Below are 20,741 nucleotides of genomic sequence, written 5' to 3'. Positions count from 1 at the left end.
CGGGAGACCCCATGAACACAGTTCACGACACAGTGGTGCAGGCGCCGCCTGCACCCACGAAAGACATTGTCACCCGCGGACTTCAGCAGGCGATGAAGCCACGACAGCTGGTGATGATGAGCTTGGGCGGCGCGATCGGGGCCGGGTTGTTCGTCGGTTCCGGCGCAGGGATCGCCGTCGCGGGTCCGGCAGTGCTCGTGTCCTTCCTGATCGCCGGCTTTCTCGTCGTGTTGGTGATGCGCATGATGGGCGAAATGGTGGCAGCCGACCCCGACAGCGGCGCCTTCTCGGTCCACGCCGAGAAGGCGATGGGGCCGATCGCGGGGCGCACGATCGGCTGGCTCTACTGGGTGCAGGTGGTCATCGTGGTGGCCGCCGAGGCAACCGCTGCGGCAGCCATCACCGCGGCGTCGATACCGGCGGTGCCGCAGTGGGCGGCGGCGCTCTTCTACATGAGTGTGCTGACCGCCGTGAACCTGGCGGGTGTCTCCCGATTCGGTGAGTTCGAATTCTGGTTCGCTGCACTGAAAATCGCGGCGATTGTCGGGTTCCTGGGCATCGGCTCCGCGATGATCTTCGGTTGGATTCCGAGCTTCGACGCTCCCGCGCTGGCCAACCTGACGGGTCACGGTGGATTCGCCCCCAACGGGGTCACCGGCATCGCGGCCGGACTACTCATCGTGGTGTTCGCGTTCGGCGGAACCGAAGTAATGGCCATCGCGGCCGCAGAGACGTCCGAGCCGCGCCGCAACGTGAGCCGGGCGGTGCGCTCCATCGTGTGGCGAATCCTGGTGTTCTACATCGGTTCCGTTCTCATCATGGTGACGGTGCTGCCGTGGACTGCCGAGGAACTCTCCTCGGGCCCCTTCGTCGCGGTGCTGAACGCCGCGCACGTGCCCGGGGCCGGCGCGGTGATGACCGTCGTCGTGGTGATCGCCCTGCTGTCCTCGCTCAACGCCATGCTGTTCAGTGGTTCACGGATGATCTACTCGCTGTCCGAGCGCGGCGCCGCGGCCAAGATCTTCGGGCGGGTATCGAGCAACGGCGTACCCCGCCTCGCGGTGCTCGCGTCCGTGGCCTTCGGCTTTTTGACGGTGGTTCTCAACTACCTCGCACCCGAGCGGGTACTTCCCCTGCTGCTCAACGCAGTCGGGTCGACGATTCTGGTGTTGTGGACATTCGTCACGGTGTCGCAGATCGTGTTACGCCGCCGCGCCGAGAAAGAAGGCCGCAACGATCTGCCGCTGAAGATGTGGGGTTTCCCGTATCTGTCCTATGTCGCTCTCGCCCTGCTCGCCGCCGTGGCGGTTCTGGCCCTGTTCGACGACGCAGCGCGGAACCAGCTCATCGCGACCCTTACCTTCACCTGCGCAATCACCCTGGCTTGCTGGGTCCTCGCACGTCGACAGCGGAGGACGAGCGGCGACACTCGGTCGACCATCGAGCACGCCCACTGAGAGGTCGGCCTTCGATCGGAGGAGGACCGCGGCCGGTCAAGCGACCGGAGGAGGACCGCGGCCGGTCACGCGACCGGTGAGATCACCACGTCGTCTGCGCCAGAACCGCATCGAGGGCGGCGTAGCTCTCGTTCATGCCGCCTTCCATGCCGGATTGCAGCATGCCGTCGCGCTCTTCGGGCGTGTGGAACTGGCTGACGACCGTCAGTTTGGTGCGACCGTCGCCCAGATCGGTGTAGGTGTTGTGGTCGACCGTGACGTGCCCGGGCATACCGTCCCATTCGAAGGTGTACACGAGGCGCTCCATGGGAGTGATTTCGCGGAACCGGCCCTCGAATCCATGGGTGTCTCCCTCGGAGTGTTCGACGAAACGCCAGTGGCCACCGCGCTCGAATTCCCAGCGCTCGATGTCGAGCCGATTTCCGCGGCCCCACCACTGCGCCAGCAGGGCGGGGGTGGTGAAAGCTGCCCACACCCGTTCGCACGGGGCATTGAAAATGCGTTCGACGCGGATCTCGCGATCCGCCGGGGTGGTGAGCGTCGCGGCCGTGGGAGGAGTGGAGGTGCTCATGAGGTGCCTTCCGTTCTTGTGAGGAATTCATCCAGACGGTCCAGTCGGCCCTGGAGAGACGTTTGGTAGTCCCGTATCCAGGCCACCTCACGCTCGAGGGGATTCGCGCCGAGCATGCAATACCGCACCCGCCCGCGTTTTTCCGTCACGACCATTCCCGCAACCTCGAGCAGGTGCACGTGCTTCTTGATGCCGGTAAGGGTCATCTCGAAGTGCTCTGCCAAATCGCTGATCGTGCTGGCGCCCCGGCGGAGCCTCTGCAGAATTCCGCGTCGCGTGGGGTCGGCCAGTGCGGCGAACGAAGTGTCGAGAGCTGAATGCTGAACCATCTAGTTCAGTGTTTCACTCGCTGGGGGTGCCGTCAACCCCCGGCCTGCGCGCAGCTCGGGTCACGGCGTCTCGGAGCCGATACGGATGGATAACGAATCCGGTTGCCCCGCCCGCACTACCGAAGCCGCCGGCCCCCGCCGGTTAGCGTGTACCTCGGGGGGAGACGAGAGGGGGACGGGCATGGCCGGGTCGGCGGCAGGCGACCGTGTTCCTTTACCTCGCAGCCTGACGCTCGTGATCGGGTTGGTGGTGAGCGCGACGGTGGCGGCCGCCTTGGTGCTCGGCCCCATCGATCCGTGGACCCCGGACATCGGGTTGTTCGCCGGTGGCGCCGACCTCCACGTGTACCGGGACGGTGGGTGGCGGGTGCAGCACGACCTGCCGCTCTACGGTGGCCCCGTCGTACTCGGATTGCTGTACACCTACACCCCGTTCTCGGCACTCGCCTTCGTCCCGCTCGAGCGGATCCCCGGCGCCTACGTCGACGATCTGTGGATGGCACTGAATCTGTTCGTGCTCGCCGCGTGCATCGTGCTGTGCTGCCGGATCCTCGGCTACCGGATCACCCCCTACCTGCTGCTCGTCACGGCCCTGGCGACCATCACGTGCACTTTCCTCGAGCCGGTACGGACAACCCTGTTCTACGGCCAGATCAATCTGGTGCTGATGCTGCTGGTGCTGTGGGACTTCTCCCGGCCGAATTCCAGCCGACTGCGGGGAGTGGGGACGGGGATCAGCGCCGGAATCAAGCTGACTCCTGCGTATTTCGTGCTGGTGTTCCTGGCCTTGCGCCAGTGGCGTACGGCTGCCGTCGCCATATCGGCCTTCCTCGCGACGGTGGGTGTGGCCTGGGCGGTGATCCCCGGTGACTCGCGGCAGTACTGGACCAGCACGTTCTTCGACTCGACCCGCATCGCCGACAACAGACATCCGTCGAACCAGTCTCTGCGTGGCACCCTGGCCCGGCTGACCGACGGACAGGCGCCGCTGTGGCTGTGGTTCGTCCTGGCCGCGACCGTCACCGTTGTCAGCATTCTGGTATCGGTGCGGTTGTACGAGCGCGGCGAGCACCTCCTCGCGGTCGCCCTCAGCGGCCTCACCATGGCCGTGGTGTCGCCGTACTCCTGGAGTCATCACTGGGTGTGGTTGATTCCCCTGCTCGTCTGGTTGGTGCACCGCGCGCTGACCGTGAGCCGACTCTGGTGGTGCGCCGCGGCGGGATTGTTCGCCGCGACCGCGGCGTGGCCGTACTGGTGGAGCACGGACTTCATCGTGATCGGCCTGTTCCTGTACCCGCCCTCGTGGCCCGTGGCCCCGGTATTGCAGAACATCTACCTCGTCGTCTACGTGCCGGTCCTTGTCGCGTCGGCCGTGTTCGCGCGCAGAACGCGACCCCCCGCCCTGGCCACGGTGCCGTCCGAGCCCGTCGATCCGGTGCTCGAGGATCCCCCGCACCTGCCGTTACGGAGCGCGTGACCGGCTTTCGCCACCGGCCGGACTCGACCGGAATATCCTGAGAGTAGTCACGTTGCCGTGGCTCCCCGCCCCGTGTCCCGAATCGAACACCATGAACGATCGCCCGCCGAGTGACGTGACGGTCGCGACCGGCCCACCCACCGAACTGGGACCGGACACGGCCGTCGCGTCTTCGCCCGTCACTGCGTCGGACAGCGGATTCGTCGTGGACAGTGGCGTCGAACAACTGGTCGCCGACTGGGAGTCGTCCGGTTCCCCTGCTGCCCTCAGCGAATACCTTCCCGATGCGGCAGCCATTCGACGGGCAGCACTGGTCGAACTGATCAAGGTGGATCTCGAATACCGCTGGCTGCGTTCGGGGCAGCCGAAACGGCTCGCCGACTATTGCCTCGAATTTCCCGAACTCCTGGCCGAACCACTGCCGGCGGATCTCCTCTATGAGGAATTCCGGGTCCGACGCGACAGCGGCGACAAGGTGGAGGCCGACGACTATCTGAAGGCGTACCCCACTCAGGCGAACCGCTTCGAGGGCCTACTCACACTGGATTCGCATCGGCAGCCGCGCGCGTCGGAGCCGACGGTGGGCGACGCATTCGATGTCGGAGCCCGGCTCGAGGATTTCGAACTCGTCCGGGAGCTGGGCCGGGGAGCATTCGCGCGGGTGTTTCTCGCCCGGCAACACTCGATGCAACGGTGGGTAGCACTCAAGATTTCGCGCAACGTCGGCACCGAGCCGCAGACGATGGCCCAACTCGACCATCCGTACATCGTGCGCGTTTTCGATCAGCGACTCTTGGAGGAGCGCCAACTCCGGTTGCTCTTCATGGAGTACGTCCCGGGCGGCACCTTGCTGGACGTCGTCCGGTTGGTGCGCGCCACGCCGCCCGACGAACGCTCAGGGCAACTTCTCCTCGATTCGATCGACCGTGTCCTCGACGAGAAAGGAGAGATGCGGCCCGAAGATTCCAGCGTGCGCAGCGAGATCGCCGCCCTGTCCTGGCCTGAGACCGTCGCCTGGATCGGATTACGCCTCGCCGACGCCCTCGAATACGCGTGCAAACACGGAGTGCTGCACCGCGACATCAAACCGGCGAATGTCCTGCTCGGTGTCGAGGGCGTGCCCAAACTGGCCGACTTCAACGTAAGTTCCAGCGACAATGTGGCAACGCCCGGCGCTGCAGGATTCGTCGGCGGTTCGGTGGCGTACATGTCACCCGAACAGCTCGAGGCCTGCGACCCCGGTGCGGCACGAACAGCCGGTGACCTCGACACCCGAAGCGACATCTACGCACTGGGCGTCCTGTTGTGGGAACTGCTGACCGGAAGCAGGCCGTTCTCCGACGGCGAGGCGGGAGAGGCGCCGCCGCCACCGCACGTGCTCCTCGAATCGCGACGCCGCGGTGTGGACCTCGAACAGAACCCGTTGCCCGACGGTTGTCCGGCGGCGCTGCGGCGCGTCCTGGTGAAGTCACTGGCACCCGACCGGGAGGATCGGTGGTCGAGTGGACGCAAGCTCGCCCGCCAATTCGCGCTGTGCCTCGACCCGCACGCACGCGACCTCGTCGACCCGACGCCGGGAAGCCGGCGCGCGACGATGTGGCGCTTTGCCCCGGCCATCCTGCTCGCGGCGATCGGAATCCCGAACCTGCTGGCGGCGGGGTACAACTACTACTACAACAAGGTCCTGATCATTTCCGAGCTTCCCGCGGAGGCACAGGAGAATCTAGAGCAGGTCCACCTGATCATCGGCGGTGTCGCCTTTCCCCTCGGCGCGGTTCTCATCCTCTACTGGTGTCGGCTGTCGATCACGGTGCCGCGGGGTCTCAGCCAGGGCCGCACCTACAGTTCCGGCATTCTCGGCAAAGCCCGCGCCGCCACGCTGACCCTCGGCCATCGCGCCGTCGTGGTCAGCTTCGCGTTGTGGCTGGTGGCCGGGGTCGCCTACCCGATCGCTCTGCAGATCACCGCCGGCGGCATACCGCTCCGCGCGTACACGCAACTTCTGGCCTCACTTGCGGTGTGCGGCGCAGTGGCGGTGGCGTACCCGTTCTTCATCCTCACGTTCTACGCCGTCCGATGCTTGTCACCGATCCTGCTGTCGCACGGCGAATTGCGCAGCTCCGACTGCCGCGGCATCCGAAGCCTCGCCCGCAGCATGCCGCGCTACGTCGCGGTCGCGGCGGCGGTGCCGTTGATCGGAGTCGCCGGACTCAGTTTCGTCGGCGGCGATCCCAGCGACGCCGTCAATGCGACGGTTCGCGCATTGTGCTTGGGCGGAATCTTCGCGTTCATCGGCGTGTACCAGCTGTTCCGCCGGATCGAGAGCGATCTGCGGGCGCTGGAGCGAGTCGTGCGGATAGAGGTGCCCGGCGCACCTGCCGGACGGCGTCGGTAGTCGTTCGACGTGCTGCTGCGGCTGGGAGGGCAAGGAGAAAGCCCCTGGCGCTGCCGGGTCGGGGTCCGACAGCGCCACGGGGCTCAACTGGTATTTCTCTCGAGGGCCCCTTTGTGTTACAGCCCGCCGAGTTTTCCGCCTGCCAGGCCGCCCATCGTCATGTCGTACAACACCGCCGCCAGCTCGTTGCGGCGCTCCCGGAGGTCTCGGCGCAGGTACTCGACGCTCACCGCTCGGTAGCTGACCGTGAGAACCAGCAGCAGCGATTCGAGATCCACGCCGGGAGCAATCGCCGACGGATTGAGCGTCACGTACGTGCGCAGCAGGTCCCGGCAGCGCTCCTCGAGGCGTGCCGAGCGGTGCGTCAATCCGAGGTGCGGAGCGTCGTTGAGCAAAGGCGCGAGTATCCCGCGATAGCGGTCCAGCACGGCAAGGAGTTGCTCCTGGAGAGCGGGATCTCGCAGGAAGGTGCCCTGCCCGACGGATCGGTCGAGGTGCTCCCCGAAGGTGCGCGTCGTCTCGTCGAGAATTCCGTCGAGGAGAACCTCGATGATCTCGTCCTTGTTGGCGAAGTACTGGTATACCGAACCCTTCGAGATACCGGCCGCCTCCGCGATGGCGCCGGTGCTGCACCCGGCGTAACCCTTGGCTTCCAAAACCTGACCAGTGGCCGACAAGATGCGTGCCACCGTCGCGTGTGAACGCTGCTGGGTAGGACCTTTCCGCTGGCCAGTGCCCATTGCCTCGACCGGTCCCTTCTGCGCCTCAATGCGACTTGTACCCGTCCGAATTGGTGGTGTGCACTGTAACTCAGCAGCCGTCAGAGCTGGTCGGAAGTACCTACGCGCCCGAATCGAGTTCATCGACATGACAGAAATCCAGACCCGGGAAACCGTGTCCGAGTTCGTCCCGCCCCGCCGATTCGCCCGTGATGTCGAGTGGGGTCGTCGGTCGATGCGGGCACTGTCACTGCTCACCCACGGAGATACGACACCGACACCCGTCGAGAAGGACCACCACGCCCGGGCGGTGGCAAGTCAGGACGAACTCGGTGCCGCGCTCGCGCAGGCCATCCTCGTCGACAAGACGGTGACGATGGCGCAGTTCACCACAGCCTTGTCCCGCGGAATCACCGACGTCGAGCACCCCGCGCCACCACTCGCCGCCTTCTTCGACTCGGTGGATCACCGGCCCGCCTGGGTGGACGACGCACGACTCGAACGAGGAGCCGCCGTCTGCCTCCGTAGCGGCATGACAGGGCTCGATCTTCTCGCCACGGGCTCCTTGATGAACGGGTACCGGAGCTCGGCGACCACCCGACAGCTCGTGTCCACAGGCAGGCTCGTCGGCGATCGAGCGGGTGCGCGTGTCACCGAGACGGTCCGGTGGTGGTACGAGTGCGTCCTCCCCGGCGGGATGAACCGCGACCGGCAGGGCTGGCAGCTGTCGGTGCACGTCCGGTTGATGCATGCGTTCGTCAACCACAGTTTGCTGCGGGACGAGGACTGGGATGTCGCCGAATGGGGCATGCCGATCAATCAGTCGGATCAGGCCGGCACCCTCGCGCTCTTCTCGACGACCTTCCTCATCGGCCTGCGGTCGCTCGGCGTGTGGGTCTCCGCAGACGAGGGCCGCGACGTCATGCACCTGTGGCGGTACATCGGATGGCTGATGGGCATCGACGACCACTGGCTGGTCGACGACGAGAACACCGGGCGGCGGAACATGTGCCAGATCGGGATGTTCGCGCCCGGGCCGGACGACAACTCGCGAATTCTGGCAGACGCACTACAGAAATCCTGGGGCAACTTCTCCTACGACCGTGCGCAATCGTTGCGACGCAGAATCAACCGGCAGCGCCTCCTGAGCATCCAGCGCCTGTTCTCCGGCAAGGCCGGGATGCGAGAGCTGGGACTGCCGGCCACACTGGCCTGGTATGTACCGCTGGCTCTCGTCGGAAACGGTGCGTTGCACGGTGCGGCGAGACTGAGCCCGGCGGTTCGGCAGCGGGTGAGCCGGCGCTCACGGCGCCGAGTAGAACAGTGGCTCACCGACAACGAACCGAAGCGTGGGCCCGGTCAGCGCCGTTCGTAGAGTCCGCGGATGTACGCGGCCTGCCCGGCGTGCTGCAGATCGTCGGAGATCACGCTGATCAGCCGCACGCCGAGAGTGACCGGCGGATCCCAGTTCTCGTCGACGATGCGATCGAGGTCGTCCGTACCGATCGACTGGACGTAGTCGACGGTTCGGTCGTGGACCGCATCGTGGTATCCGAGCAGAAGTCCGGCTGCGGTCGTCACCCTCGCCACCTCGGCGGACGACTGCCCGTACCCGATCGCGGCCACCGGGAAAGGCAGGTCGAATCGTTCACACCAGCCGCCCGACGTCCACACCTGCTCGGTGCCCGCGACCCCGGCAACATGGTCGTCCTGCACCCGGGTGAGATGCCAGACCAACCAGGCGATGGTGTTCGCGTCCTCGTCCACCCGATAGGTCAGTGCGTCGGACGGTAATTCGGACAGCGCCTCGTGCACGGTCTCCTGGATACGGTCGAAAGCGTCGGTCAACAGCGCACTGTGATCCACAATGCTCCCCTCGTCGCGTATACGTTTTCCCTGTCCACTATGACCGTTCGCGTACCCGGGCGGGCAGAGATGTGACACGGGACGGGCATATCTCCTACGTCGCCGATCACCCTGTGCCGCGTTCCCTTGCCACAGGCCGCGCCGGTGCCACGCCGCGGTCCGCTCGACGCATCGTGGATTACCCACTACGACGAACCGGACCGACGACGTGTCACCCGCGACGGCGCACAACAATTACCCGTCAGTCGAGCGGTGCCCACCTCGAGCCCACCAACAGGCGCCGATAAGTCCGCTCAATGGCGGGACACCACCCGTTTCAGCCGACCGCGACTGGCACCTGCGCCTGAGCGTCATGGAAGGCTTGCTTGATCTCCGCCGAAATCCGGCCACGGGAAGACACGTTCCTGCCCTCCCCGATCGCCCACTCACGAATCGCCTTGATCATGTTCTTCGCCGGAGCCGCCTTCCCCGTAGCCGTCGTCTTCGCGACCGTCATCTTGGTGGGCCTCGTCTTCGCGGGAGACTTCTTCACAGCCGTCGTTCGCGGACCCTTGGTCTTGGCGGCCGTCGTCCTCGAGGGAGCCTTCCTCGCGGCTGGCTTCTTTGCGGTCGCCGCTTTTACCTGAACCTTCTTCGCCGCAGCGTCATGGAAGGCTCGCTCGATCTCGGCCGAAATCCGGCCACGGGAGGACACTTCAAGACCCTGCCCGATCGCCCACTCACGAATCTCCTTGGTCATCTTTTTCGCGGGAGCTACCTTCTCCGTGGCCGCCGTTTTCGTGGCCGTGGTTTTCGCTACCGTCGTTTTCTCGGCCGTTGTTTTTGCGGGAGCCTTCCTCGCGGCTGACTTCTTCGCGGTCGCCGCTTTTACCTGAACCTTCTTCGCCGCAGCGTCATGAAAGGCTCGCTCGATCTCGGCCGAAATCCGGCCACGAGAGGACACATCGAGACCCTCCCCGATCGCCCACTCACGAATCTCCTTGGTCATCTTCTTCGCTGGCGTCGTCTCCGTCGCCGTCGTTTTAGCAGCGGCCGCTTTCGCCGCCGTCTTCTTCGCCGGAGCCTTTGCCGGGGCCGTCTTCACGCCCGTCGTTCCCGCAGCCGTCTTCTTCGCGGCCGCCTTCTTCGCAGCTGCCTTATTCACCCGCGCCGCTTTTACCTGAACCTTCTTCGCCGCAGCGTCATGGAAGGCTCGCTCGATCTCGGCCGAAATCCGGCCACGAGAGGACACATCGAGACCCTCCCCGATCGCCCACTCACGAATCTCCTTCGTCATGTTCTTCGCTGGCGTCGTCTCCGCGACTACCTTCTCCACATCCGCCGTCTTCTTCGCCGGCGCCTTGCTCGCCGTCGTCTTCGCGACCGTCGTTTTCACGGGCGTCGTCTTCGCCGCTGACTTTTTCACCCGCGCCGCTTTTACCTGAACCTTCTTCGCCGCAGCGTCATGGAAGGCTCGCTCGATCTCGGCCGAAATACGGCCACGAGAGGACACATCGAGACCCTGCCCGATCGCCCACTCACGAATCTCCTTGGTCATCTTCTTCGCTGGCGTCGTCTCCGCGACTACCTTCTCCACATCCGCCGTCTTCTTCGCCGGCGCCTTGCTCGCCGTCACTCGCTTCACCGGTGCCTTCTTCGAAACAGACTCCTTCGAAACAGCCTTCTTCGCCGGCTCCGCTTCTATCCGAACCTTCTTTGCCGCAGCGTCATGAAAGGCTCGCTCGATCTCGGCCGAAATACGGCCACGAGAGGAAACTTCGAGACCCTCCCCGATCGCCCACTCACGAATCGCCTTCGTCCTGTTCTTCGCCGATTCTTCGGAGCTCCTCGGTGATACCGCCATCGTGCTCTCTTTCTTCGCCGGGCAATCGTCAAACGCACACAATAACCGCAGGTGTCTCCCCGTGATCAGGAAGCTCACCCAAACGTACCTTGTGACGTTTACGACATCGCCCATCTGGGCAGACCAAACACGACACCGTTCGAGCTCCACACTAACCGCGCGATGAACTTCACATATTCGAATAGCGCACGCTGACAACCTGATTCCCGAATTTGTCCACGAGCACACTTCGATGGCTGCTTCACGTTCATTTGCATTAGCACCTACGGGATTCAAATGCCGGGCACGCGACCCATTGCGCATACAAAATTGCCAGACCGACCAGCGTCCGCCGGCCGATCGGCTCGCGGACTGGCCATCAGCTCGCCCGTCGCGGTGCGGTTCCGTGCAGTGGATCGCACGCCCGCCCCGGCGAATGTCATCGGAGCCCGGCCGTGTTCGCTAGCGAGCCGTAAAGGACGAAAAACCGAATTCAACGCATTGCCGGGCGGCCCGTACCCGCGTACCGAGCCGCACGTGAAGACAAAAACAGGCACCCCACCCCGCCGGATGACCGATTCCGAATACGTGTCTGAACACGACTATGGAAGAACCCAACCTGCTCACTACCAGCTAGAGGCATCCATGCTCGAAAACACCGCCCCACCGCCTACGACCGCCACGGCAACCTTCCTTCCCACCGCTGCACACATCAACATTCCCTGTCTAGCTCAACCGGAGCGCAACCGAACCGGAAACCGAGCAGTCCGTCGGCGGCGCACACAGACCGGGATTCCCGCAGACTCTCCCCAGCTCGACTGGTCACGGCAGGCTCTGCGGGCCTGTGATCTTCTCGCCAGCGTGCAATCCATCAGCTCCTCGGATCGGGCCCTCGTTGCTTTCGCGATCGAGTGGGCTCCCTACGGCGGTGCCGACGCCGAGGAGCTGTTCATCAAATTCGGCGTACAACGAAACCGGTTCCTCGTTCTACTCCAAGCCGCGATGACCCCGAGGCCGTCGGACCTCGCACGCCTGAGGATTCTCAAGGCCTCCCTCTGCGACGATCTCGTCCGTGCGTGGAACGGATCGCCGACACGCAACTGAACGTCGCCCGCACCTCGTCGCCGCTCATGCCATCGGAGCAGACTTCACCGGACTCCTCGATCGGATCATGGGAAGTAGGACGCATAGTCCCTGAAAGGAACCTGGCCGGTGGGGCTCGCCCGTACGGCGTCGGCAACTGCCGGCGGAATGGGCGACCAGTGGGTAGGCATCGCGGCGGCCAGGGACGGATTCAGTATGTAGAGCAGGGCGAAGTTCACTATCCAGAGCGGCGGTGCCATCGACATGCCAACTTCCGAACGCACACCCCCTTGGTGTTGGTCACCAATTGAGCTGCGCCCGACATCTGTTGCGACGCGAAGCCGTAGATCGCTTGCACCGTGTATGCCGACCGATAGAGCGCTATCAGGGTGTGTGTCGCACCGTTGCTCCTCAACCATGTGCCCACGTAACCGCCGGGGGCGATCAAAGAATTCACTTGCCTCGTCGGCGCATCGCGTTGGCCGGACTCTCCAGCAATCCGCTGGTGTTCACGTAGAGGCCGTAGCTGGCCAGGACCGACGGTCCGGTGTCGACGGTTTCTGCCGCTGGCTGGCCGTAGGCGGGTTGCTCCGCGTCGATGACCCGGACCCGATATTCTCAAGCCGCGCATACGTCAACCTCCCAGAACACCGTCGGGCGAGCCGGCACAAGCTTGAATCTCAAGTCAAACGCCGTGACAGTGATGCGGCAAGACTTGCGGCATGTACCTCCTGCGAGTGCCCGGGTGAAGTTCGTCGAGTGTCTCCAGTGGATAAGGGGGTTTCAAGCCGTCGACGACGTTGCGGCGGAATCGCATCCGTATCGGGGTGTGGACGGTCTGGCTGTTAAGCATGGTTTGGTGCCGACGCCGACTTCGCCGGCCCGGGCAATCCCCACCCAGCCACGACAACATCCCGGGTTCATTCGAACCGCAATCCTAATTTCGCCGCGAACACACCACACGGCGGCAGATAATTGTGGTACCGGTAAAACCGAAGCTCGGGAAGGGTCAGCCATGTCCGATCGTAGCTCGGGAGTGAATCCAGCGAGTTCCGAGTATCCCTCCGGTAAAGAGGCTTTCGCGGCCGGCACGTCGATGGGGCCGCCGTCATCATGGTCACCGTCGGCATCATCCAGTTCTTCCAAGGCATCGCGGCGGTCGCCGAAAACGAAGTATTCGTCGGCGGCATCAATTACGTCTACAAATTCGACCTCACCACCTGGGGCTGGATCCATATCATCCTCGGCGTCCTCGTCTCGATCGTCGGCCTCGCCCTCTTCACGGGCGCCGGGTGGGCCCGAGTGTCGGCCATCATCATCGCCGCCATCTCGATCGTGGCGAACTTCCTCTGGCTGCCCTATTACCCGGGTTGGTCACTGCTGATCATCGCCCTCGACGTCGTCGTCATCTGGGCTGTCTCGACGTGGAATCCGGAACCAAATATCGAAAACGCGAACCTTCGCAGTACCGGCACTCCCGCTCGGTAACTCGGCCGAAAATCGCGGGCAACGGGGACAAAACGAGCGGAGAACGGGTAACGACCCAGGAAGCACCTCATCTCGACGTTCACCCGTTCTGGTGGACATCCGCAACTTTCCCCGAGAACACAGTGAAACGAACGGAAGCGACAACAATGACGTACACATACAAGGTCGTCGAGGTCCGCGAGAAAATGATCGGCGGCAAAATGTCCGGCGGCAAACTCGAAGACCTGCTCAACCAGTACGCCCAGCAAGGATGGCGTCTCAAAGCGATAACCTCGTCCGATGTCAAGGGCAGAATCGGCCCTGGCAGCGTGGAGGGACTGCTGATCACCTTCGAACGCGAAAGCTGAGCAGGTCCGGACACGATCAGCCGACGTGTTCTTCGCGCCGAACATCACTTTGGCCGTGAGGCCGGGACCGGGCGAGGCCCCGGGAGCGAGGGACCGGTGTCGGCGGCCGTCCACCACGCCCGTGTGGATGAGGTCACATTGGCCTTTTATGCCCGGCCGCGCTGACTCTCAGCCGCGCACAGCGAGAAACCCTCGAGATCTTCGGTGCCATCGAGGTCGACATCGACACCTAGCTCGCCCAACTCGGAGCGGTTACAGGTGCTCGATGGTGCGCTTACCGATCGAGGTAGTCAGGGCGTCGAGTTCGGCGAGCACGCTAGTAGCACACCAAATCTGGTTGCGCTTACTTTCGGACAGCACCTCGAGGACTCCTGCAGCGGTGAGCCGGGCGAGCGCGCGGTATGTGCTGGCGTCGGTGGTGCCGGTGATCTGCTGAGCTGTGTCGGCGCTGAAAATCGGGGTGCCGAGCAGGGCGTCGATGATCTTCTCGTCGGCGGAGTTGCTGCGCGGCCGGGCGATGTCCCGCCAGTAGACCGGAAGTTCGGCCAGTGCGCGGGCCGAGTCCTGCGCAGCTTCGCTGGAGACGATCGCGGCGCGGGCGACGTACTCGACGAACCCGTCGGCATCCCCCGCTCGGTAGCGGGTCAGGTGGTCGAAGTAGCGGCGGGTGTCGGCGAGCATCACAGACGCCAACGGGACGGTGACCCGGTGGGTCAGGCCGCGGCGGCGCAAAATCGCGCTGATCAAGGCGCGGCCGATGCGTCCGTTGCCGTCGGTGAACGGGTGGATGGATTCGAACTGGGCGTGCGCGATGGCAGCCTGCGCGATGATCGGCAGGTCTGTGCGGCTTGCGAACATGAGCAGGTCCGTCATCAGCTCGTCTACCAGGTCCGGTGGCGGGGGTATGAACAGTGCGTCGATCGGGGTGTAGTCACTACCACCGATCCAGTTCTGCACGTCGCGGAGTTGGCCGGAGTCGCGGGCGGTGTAGTAGTCCGGCGCCATCAGCAATCGATGCGCACCGAGCAGGGTATCAGCGGTGATCGGGCCGTCGCCGGCAGCGTCGACCATTGCAACCAGGGCCTTGACGGCGGCGAGCTGCGACTTGGCCTCCTCGCTGGCCTTGCCACCGGCCAGCGCCTTGCCGAATGCCCGCCAGCCCGCGTCGATGTGCTCGATCTTCGATGACGCGACCGACTCGCTCCGGAGCAGGAAGTCTGACAGGGGCGCCAGGTGCTCGCCGAAGCCCGCTTCGAGTCGGGCGACAGCGATGACGGCCTCCTCGTGTGCGCGGGCGACAACACCCACCAGATCGCAATCGAGCGAGCCGATCATCGGCGGGATCGAGACGTCGACGGTCTCCAGGGTGCGGTCCGCGCGCGAACCCTGCCGATGACGCGGGCTCCAGTCCCGGGTCTCGGTGTGGTGCTCTGGCCAGATCACCAGGCCTCCCCTCCAGGGATCAAACATAGACAATCTACGTCATAGCGTACCTATTATAGGTAAAACGTAGTCAAGGGTGTGGGTAGTGTACAAACAGACGACATGGCACGCCTATTCTGTCCTGTCACGCATTCCTGTCACGCATTCACCGGCAGCGCGAGCACGACCTCCTGCTCGTTCGCGGGGAGGTAGTGGACGTCGAGTACCCGTCCCACCTGCACGTGCGCGACGCTGCGTGAGGGCAGGAACTTCTCGACGCGGGTGGTGAACGTCGATCCGTCGGGTCGACTGACTACCAGGCCGAGGTGCACCTTGGGATGCCCGTTGCGAATTTCCCCCGGAACGCTGAGCGACTGCACCACCGCCTGGGCCGCGATTCCCCGCGCGGCGATGTCGAGCTTGTCCACAGAGGTGACGCCCTGCCGGATCATGGTGTGATTCCACGCTTCGGTGACCGCGGCGGTGTCGCCTGAGCGGTCGATCTCGACCTTGTCCGTGCGCCCCGGCACGTACCGCACGGGTAACACGACACCGGGCCGGAGCAGCGCCAGTTCAGTAAGCGGCACAATCATTTTCGCGTGAGACTCGAATGTCTTGCCGTCGGCGTCCTCGATACCGAGATCGATTCGGACCTCCGGCTGATCGTTGAGGGTCATCCCGGTCTGCCGTACTGCGCGCACGGTACCGATCCCGACCGACCCATTGCGGAACGCTGCGCTGTTCGTCCCGGTCAGTGCCGCCATCACGCTGTCGCCGGTGAAGGCGAAAACCATGATGAGGAGGGTCGTCGCGAGGATCGGCCAGATCATCTGCGGCCCGACCCACGCGAGACCTTCGATCCCGTAGTCCGTTGCCCCCTGGTTACCGAGGCCGTACCAGAGGTAGTAGCCGACGGACCCGACGAAGAACGTGAGAGCTGTGATGCGCAGGATCTTGTTCATGATGTTCCCTTTCGATACGTGTGGGTGGTGAGGGCAGTGCCCCGGCGCGCGCGAATCAAAGCAGAATCTGTCCGAAACTCGCGCGCGCCGAGGTGTTAGTGGTGTGCGGCTCAGCCGCCGACGATGGTGGAGCACGCGAAGGTGAGGTCGAACTTCGCCGTGGTCGGCGCGGTCGGATTGCTCATGTCGGGAGCGCCGACGCCTTCCCCCGTCACCTTGTACACGTCACCGTCCTTCACGACCGTCGCGGTGCCGCCGGGCATTCCCTGACCGAATCCGAGGGCGTAGGGCAGCCCGTTGGACCCGCCCTTGCTGCCGGCGATTCCGACGGCCTGCACGGTGTCCGTGCCGGTGATGGTCGCGCTCACGGCCAGGTCCCCGTACGTGGCATTGCCGGTGTCGGCGAGAGCCAGCGCCAGGGTGTCACCCTGCTTGGCGCAGGTGGCGTCGAACGTGGCGTCCAACGCCTTCCCGTCGATGACGGCCGCGGACGCCCCGGCCGAACTCGCGGCGTTCGACGTCTCCGAGGCGACTGTGGGGGCGTCGGAGCTGTCATTGGACCCTTCGCTGTCACTGCAACCCGAGAGCAGCAGGGCTGCAGCCGCAATCGCGACGATGCCTGCGGTGTATGCGCGCTTCGGCTGAGTCCGAATGATCTTGTTCATGATCCGTCCTTCACATGTCGTGAGGGGCGCTCGGCGCCCGTCTCCGATCTCTTCGGCCCGCGGTGTGGGGCCGATGGCTAAAAGGTATGGATTGCCCGCGCCCTACCGATCCCAGATTTCTGCCGACCTCCGCGGGGCGCACCTGCGGTAGCCTGCTCGAATGCGGACGGGAGCGAGGGGGGCGACGGCTACTCGGCGACCCCGCGCCATGGTCCTGGACGAGGTGTGGCGGGAACTGGACGGCGTCGAACCGCTCAGCGGCCCGGACGGCGGGCCGCTCAGCCGCACAGTCAAACTGATCCTCGATCCGCTGGTGATTCGCCCGGTGCAGAACCCGGCGTGCGCCGGTCCGGTCGTCTCCTCCGACGGCGCGGAGCTTCTGGCCACACGCCTGCACGCCTCCGCTGATCTGCTGCGTGCCACGGCAGCATGGTTCACGCTGCTCAAGCGGGTCCGCCGGACACTACGGATCACCGAGGGCAACCCGCAGGACCTGTACTTTCAGCGCTGTTTCGAGCTGGCCACCACGGCCGGCCCACCGGACCCTGACCGCGGCGAGTCGATCGCGGCAGACACCCTGCGCGACGTGCACGAATACTCGGCCGGACGCACCACTCAGGCGTTGAAAGCCCACATCACCGACCCGTCGCAGGCCCGGCAACTCACGGCACTCATCGATCTCGCCTGGGGCCGACGACCGCTCTCGCGCGTCGCGCTCGAGGACGACACCTCGAAGATCGAGGCACTTCTCGACGCCTGCCCAGGCGCACGGCTCGATGAATCGGACGACTCCGGCCAGTGCGTGTTCGACGGGTTGGTCTCCCGTTCCGCTGGAACCCACTTCGGAATTGCGCTGTGGACACCCGCCCCTGCCTACCCGGCTCACGAGCTGGGATTGACCACACATCCGGTGCCTGTGGCACCCGTCCTGGGAATGTCTGCATCCACCGCGGCACTGGGGCTTCCCTTCGACCGCACCGTCCACGAACGTGTTTTCACCGTGCTGCGCGCCTCGAGTGAGCGAGCCGAACTTCCGCCCGTCGCCGAGTTGGTCACGACCGAGATCGCGCGGAGTTGCTCGCCGTGGGCACTGCTCGACGAGTCGCTGCGGGTGGTTGCGACCGCGGGGGCCACACTGGCCGTCGACTTACGGCCGATCGCGGCCGGTGATCGTGATCCTGCGGCCGACACGGCCTCGAGCCGGGTGATCAACAGCCGCTGGCAGCGCGAAGCGTATGTACTGCAGGCTCGCCGGCTCGCGCTGAGCACCGACGACCGGTCTCTGCCCGACACCAATCCGCTTGCCGCCATCGCCGCCGAACTCCGGAAGCCGTGGCAGCCGTACCTGCGGCGCCTGTGGGTGCGCTTGCACGGCCGCGACGCCCGAGAGTCGTCGGTGCACGCACTCGACGAGGTGTGGGACCTCCTCGACGGCGTCGCCCGATCGGTCATCCTCGACCACCGGATGCGGGTCAAGCAGGCACTGAGCGTGCTGCCGCTCGCCGACTCCACCGATTCGTCCCGATCTCGGGCAAGCTGATGCCCGACTCGGTGACGGTGCGGGCGGTAGCCGGAGGCCTCTGGGTGATCACTCCTGGCGACGGCCCCAGCGTTCTGGACGACGACCCGGGTATCGACGTCGCCGTCCTGGAGGTAGCCGGTGGTCATCTCAGCTGGAGTGTGCTCACCGAGCCCGGCTCGCCCACCGCCGTGATCGACGACGTCACCTCCGCGCAGGACTGGGTGTGGGCGCTGTACGGCGAGGCGGTCGCCCTGGCGCTGGCCGAGCCCGCAGTCGCCCTGGCGCCGGCCGAGCCCGATGGGTCTGTGCACGAGGTCGAATACAGGCCGGCACGCCCGCGCCTGGCCGCGAATGTTCGGCGACTCGCCTTCGCGCTGTGGGCCGCACGCTGGTGGCCGGCCTCGACGATCGATGCCATACCAGCCCTCGACGACGCCCTGCTGGACCGCGACATCGCCGGACTTGTCGACGACTGCGAGTCGGTGGTCGCCGGCGCCGACGCAGTCCTCATGGCCGTGCCACCGCGGCCGGCAGGAAACGCGGCGCGCGCGGAGGATTACGCACTCGCGGCCGGCACTGCGACGGCGGTCCGGGCCGGCACCCTCGTGCTGGCGCGCGGAACCGGCGGAACCGATTGGCGCCATTGCCCTCCCGGCCTGGTCGACGCATCCGAACGGGCAGTGTCCTGGGAGGTGCAGCGGGTCGCCGGCAACACCACCGTGCGCGTGGCAGTGGTGGGAGCGCCGAATCTGGCCGGGGCCGTGCCCGCACACCTACGGCCACGCGCGACCGTGGCCGGCGCCGATACTTTCCGCACCGCCGACGTCGAACTACACCTGATCGGCGACACCTGGGTCGGTGACACCGACGCCCCACCGGGATCGGAACAAGGGGTCACCGTGAACGTCTACCTGCCTGGCTTCGGCGGAAACCTCCACCAAGAACTCGGCGGGCGCCACGTCCGCGATCGAATCCGCGACCTCGCGCGACAGCGACTCCAGCGCGCCGCTGCACCGTATTCGGACGACGACAGCGACGTGCCCCTGCTCGCCGAGATCGACGCCGCCGCCTCGGAAGCGGATTTCTGACATGACGGATCCCTTGTCACCGGACGAAGCCCGTGAGCTGCTCGCGGCAGGCGGCGCCGCCTACGGTCGCGGTGATCTCACGGCAGCGCTGGCGACCTTCGAGCAGGTTGCGCGCAGCGCCACCGGCGATCTACGTATCAGCGCAATGATCAACGCCGCGAGCATGTCAGACGAGTTGGGTGACCACGCCGCGGCCGTCGACCGCTATCACGAGGCCCTCGCGGCCATGCCGGCCGACGCCCGCAGGATTCGGCCCGCCGCGTTGATCAATCTGTCCCAGGCCCTCCAGCACGTGGGCGACCTCGACGGTGCGCAGACGGCACTCGAGCAGGCGCGCTCCCTGCTCACGGACGGCGCCGACGACCTCGAGGACCTCCGCGTCCCGTGCCTGTTGTCGTTGACGGCCGTTGCCATCCACCGTCAGCAATGGGCCTACGCTGCCGATCTGGCCCATGAGTCACTGGAAGCCGCAGTACGTTCCGCGCCGACTCTCGCTGGTCACCCGTTGATGAACCTGGCGGCCGTCCATTTCGAGACCGGCCGCTTCGACCTCGCCGACGACTTCGCCGGCCAGGCGCTGGCCGCCTTCGATGAGGCCGGTGACAGCAACGCCTTCGCCGAAACGCAGCAGAATCTGGGGATCATGCGTGCCCGGTCGGGGCGTCACGAGGATGCCGAGCCACTGCTGCTGGAAAGCCAGAGGTACTTCGAACAGGCCGGTGCCGGACATCGGGTGGGGATCGGGCTGAAGGTGCTGGCGTTTGTGGCGGAGGGACGCGACCAGAAAGAACGTGCGAGCGCGCTCTACCGGCGCAGCGTCGAATACTTCGCGGAGTCCGGGGCCGTACTCGATGTCGCGGACGTCAACACTCGCCTGGCGACACTGGCTTTCAGCGCCGGCCGGCGAGACGAGGGTGAGGCCCTGTTGGCTTCCGCTGTCGAAACGTATGCCGAACTGGACCTGGGATTGCACTGCGCACAGGTCGACGTCTGGCACGCGACGCTGTTGGAAGCGGCGCTGAACGTCGACCCCGACGGGGCGCTGCACAAACGAGCCGTCGACCTCGCGGTGCCCGCGGCCCTCACCATCGACGCCGTCCGTTACTCCCTTCCCAACGGGTTTCAGCGCGAGCAGTGGAACCGGCACGTCGCGGACCCGGCCATGGCGTTGGCCTTCCGCCTCTCCTACGGTTGCGGTGACGCCCTCCTCGTCGGTGATCTCATCGAGGCACACTGCGCGGGAACAGCACTCGATATCGGCCGCTCCACCGGCAGCGCGGCGCCGACGTTGCCACTCGTGATGCCCGACCTTCCCGACCGCACTCCCGACGTGTCGACTGCACTGCACCTCGGTGCCGCGCTGGCCGGGGTCGCCGCGGGTGCCGGCCTCCCTGTTTCGCTGCCACCGCACCTCACGATGTCAGTCGGTGGCCGTGTTGCGCTCGAGCCGTACATCGCGGAGGCCGAGAAGCGGTACGGGCGGCCGATTCGCGACAGCCGATCGGTTCCGGCGTGGTGACGTCGGGGC

Annotated in this window: 17 protein-coding genes and 2 pseudogenes; 10 read left to right on the top strand and 9 right to left on the bottom strand. The window is 65.5% G+C overall.

Annotated elements, in window-relative coordinates; genetic code table 11:
* Positions 1–11: 11 nt before the first annotated feature.
* Entirely contained in the window at positions 12–1,457 is a 1,446-nt protein-coding gene (locus GFS60_RS17385) for an amino acid permease (RefSeq protein WP_397518048.1), read from the top strand.
* Positions 1,458–1,539: 82 nt separating this feature from the next.
* On the opposite strand, the gene GFS60_RS17380 is transcribed toward GFS60_RS17385, so the two are convergent.
* Both GFS60_RS17380 and GFS60_RS17375 read right to left on the bottom strand, forming a co-directional pair.
* Entirely contained in the window at positions 1,540–2,028 is a 489-nt protein-coding gene (locus GFS60_RS17380; RefSeq protein ID WP_159923048.1) for an SRPBCC family protein, read from the bottom strand.
* Entirely contained in the window at positions 2,025–2,357 is a 333-nt protein-coding gene (locus GFS60_RS17375; protein WP_159923046.1) for an ArsR/SmtB family transcription factor, read from the bottom strand. Before GFS60_RS17375 ends, GFS60_RS17380 begins: the two co-directional genes overlap by 4 nt.
* A 181-nt stretch (positions 2,358–2,538) precedes the next feature.
* Between GFS60_RS17375 and GFS60_RS17370 the strand changes: the two genes are divergently transcribed.
* Together GFS60_RS17370 and GFS60_RS17365 are read left to right on the top strand one after the other, a co-directional pair.
* Complete coding sequence (locus GFS60_RS17370; protein ID WP_159923044.1) at positions 2,539–3,834, top strand: glycosyltransferase 87 family protein; 1,296 nt, start codon at positions 2,539–2,541, stop codon at positions 3,832–3,834.
* A 91-nt stretch (positions 3,835–3,925) separates the two neighbouring features.
* Positions 3,926–6,229 (top strand): serine/threonine-protein kinase, encoded by a 2,304-nt coding sequence (locus GFS60_RS17365; RefSeq protein ID WP_159923042.1) that lies wholly within the window; start codon positions 3,926–3,928, stop codon positions 6,227–6,229.
* Positions 6,230–6,345: 116 nt separating this feature from the next.
* On the opposite strand, the gene GFS60_RS17360 is transcribed toward GFS60_RS17365, so the two are convergent.
* Complete coding sequence (locus GFS60_RS17360) at positions 6,346–6,918, bottom strand: TetR/AcrR family transcriptional regulator (RefSeq protein ID WP_236603182.1); 573 nt, start codon at positions 6,916–6,918, stop codon at positions 6,346–6,348.
* 178 nt (positions 6,919–7,096) lie between these two features.
* Here GFS60_RS17360 and GFS60_RS17355 point away from each other — a divergent pair, with 178 nt between their 5' ends.
* Positions 7,097–8,323, top strand: coding sequence for an oxygenase MpaB family protein (locus tag GFS60_RS17355; RefSeq protein ID WP_159923038.1), 1,227 nt, complete (start codon positions 7,097–7,099; stop codon positions 8,321–8,323).
* On the opposite strand, the gene GFS60_RS17350 is transcribed toward GFS60_RS17355, so the two are convergent.
* Both GFS60_RS17350 and GFS60_RS17345 read right to left on the bottom strand, forming a co-directional pair.
* Positions 8,308–8,814 carry a mycothiol transferase gene (locus GFS60_RS17350; protein WP_109334459.1) on the bottom strand — a complete coding sequence of 169 codons (507 nt, stop codon included), beginning with the start codon at positions 8,812–8,814 and terminating at the stop codon, positions 8,308–8,310. The two genes, GFS60_RS17355 and GFS60_RS17350, sit on opposite strands and share 16 nt — an antisense overlap.
* Before the next feature lie 316 nt (positions 8,815–9,130).
* Positions 9,131–10,735 (bottom strand): Lsr2 family DNA-binding protein, encoded by a 1,605-nt coding sequence (locus tag GFS60_RS17345; protein ID WP_328799773.1) that lies wholly within the window; start codon positions 10,733–10,735, stop codon positions 9,131–9,133.
* A 546-nt stretch (positions 10,736–11,281) separates the two neighbouring features.
* Between GFS60_RS17345 and GFS60_RS17340 the strand changes: the two genes are divergently transcribed.
* Positions 11,282–11,740 (top strand): hypothetical protein, encoded by a 459-nt coding sequence (locus GFS60_RS17340; RefSeq protein WP_159923036.1) that lies wholly within the window; start codon positions 11,282–11,284, stop codon positions 11,738–11,740.
* Positions 11,741–11,805: 65 nt separating this feature from the next.
* On the opposite strand, the pseudogene GFS60_RS17335 reads toward GFS60_RS17340, so the two are convergent.
* Positions 11,806–12,268: pseudogene (locus GFS60_RS17335) on the bottom strand (hypothetical protein); the annotation flags it as partial.
* Between the two features lie 466 nt (positions 12,269–12,734).
* On the opposite strand from GFS60_RS17335, the pseudogene GFS60_RS17330 reads away from it, so the two are divergent.
* Positions 12,735–13,207 (top strand): annotated as a pseudogene (locus GFS60_RS17330) (DUF7144 family membrane protein).
* Between the two features lie 146 nt (positions 13,208–13,353).
* Complete coding sequence (locus GFS60_RS17325; RefSeq protein WP_109334463.1) at positions 13,354–13,554, top strand: DUF4177 domain-containing protein; 201 nt, start codon at positions 13,354–13,356, stop codon at positions 13,552–13,554.
* A gap of 252 nt (positions 13,555–13,806) precedes the next feature.
* Here the strand turns inward: GFS60_RS17325 and GFS60_RS17320 are convergent, their stop codons facing one another.
* From GFS60_RS17320 to GFS60_RS17310, 3 genes are all read right to left on the bottom strand, one after another.
* Complete coding sequence (locus GFS60_RS17320; protein WP_159923034.1) at positions 13,807–14,997, bottom strand: Fic family protein; 1,191 nt, start codon at positions 14,995–14,997, stop codon at positions 13,807–13,809.
* Between the two features lie 137 nt (positions 14,998–15,134).
* Positions 15,135–15,938 (bottom strand): hypothetical protein, encoded by an 804-nt coding sequence (locus GFS60_RS17315; RefSeq protein ID WP_159923032.1) that lies wholly within the window; start codon positions 15,936–15,938, stop codon positions 15,135–15,137.
* Between the two features lie 110 nt (positions 15,939–16,048).
* Complete coding sequence (locus tag GFS60_RS17310; protein ID WP_159923030.1) at positions 16,049–16,603, bottom strand: lipoprotein LpqH; 555 nt, start codon at positions 16,601–16,603, stop codon at positions 16,049–16,051.
* A gap of 208 nt (positions 16,604–16,811) precedes the next feature.
* Here GFS60_RS17310 and GFS60_RS17305 point away from each other — a divergent pair, with 208 nt between their 5' ends.
* The 3 genes from GFS60_RS17305 to GFS60_RS17295 are packed head-to-tail and all read left to right on the top strand — an operon-like array spanning position 16,812 to position 20,732.
* A complete protein-coding gene (locus tag GFS60_RS17305; RefSeq protein WP_159927293.1) occupies positions 16,812–18,143 on the top strand; it encodes a hypothetical protein in 1,332 nt (443 codons plus the stop codon).
* Positions 18,143–19,213 (top strand): hypothetical protein, encoded by a 1,071-nt coding sequence (locus GFS60_RS17300; protein WP_159923028.1) that lies wholly within the window; start codon positions 18,143–18,145, stop codon positions 19,211–19,213. The genes GFS60_RS17305 and GFS60_RS17300 overlap by 1 nt, the downstream gene beginning before the upstream one ends.
* 1 nt (position 19,214) lies before the next feature.
* Entirely contained in the window at positions 19,215–20,732 is a 1,518-nt protein-coding gene (locus GFS60_RS17295) for a tetratricopeptide repeat protein (RefSeq protein WP_159923026.1), read from the top strand.
* The last annotated feature ends 9 nt before the right edge of the window (positions 20,733–20,741 follow it).

Source organism: Rhodococcus sp. WAY2, assembly GCF_009859915.1.
Taxonomy (GTDB): Bacteria; Actinomycetota; Actinomycetes; order Mycobacteriales; family Mycobacteriaceae; genus Rhodococcus_F; species Rhodococcus_F oxybenzonivorans.
Note: the sequence above shows the minus strand (reverse complement) of the source record. Positions and strands in the feature narration are given on the sequence as shown.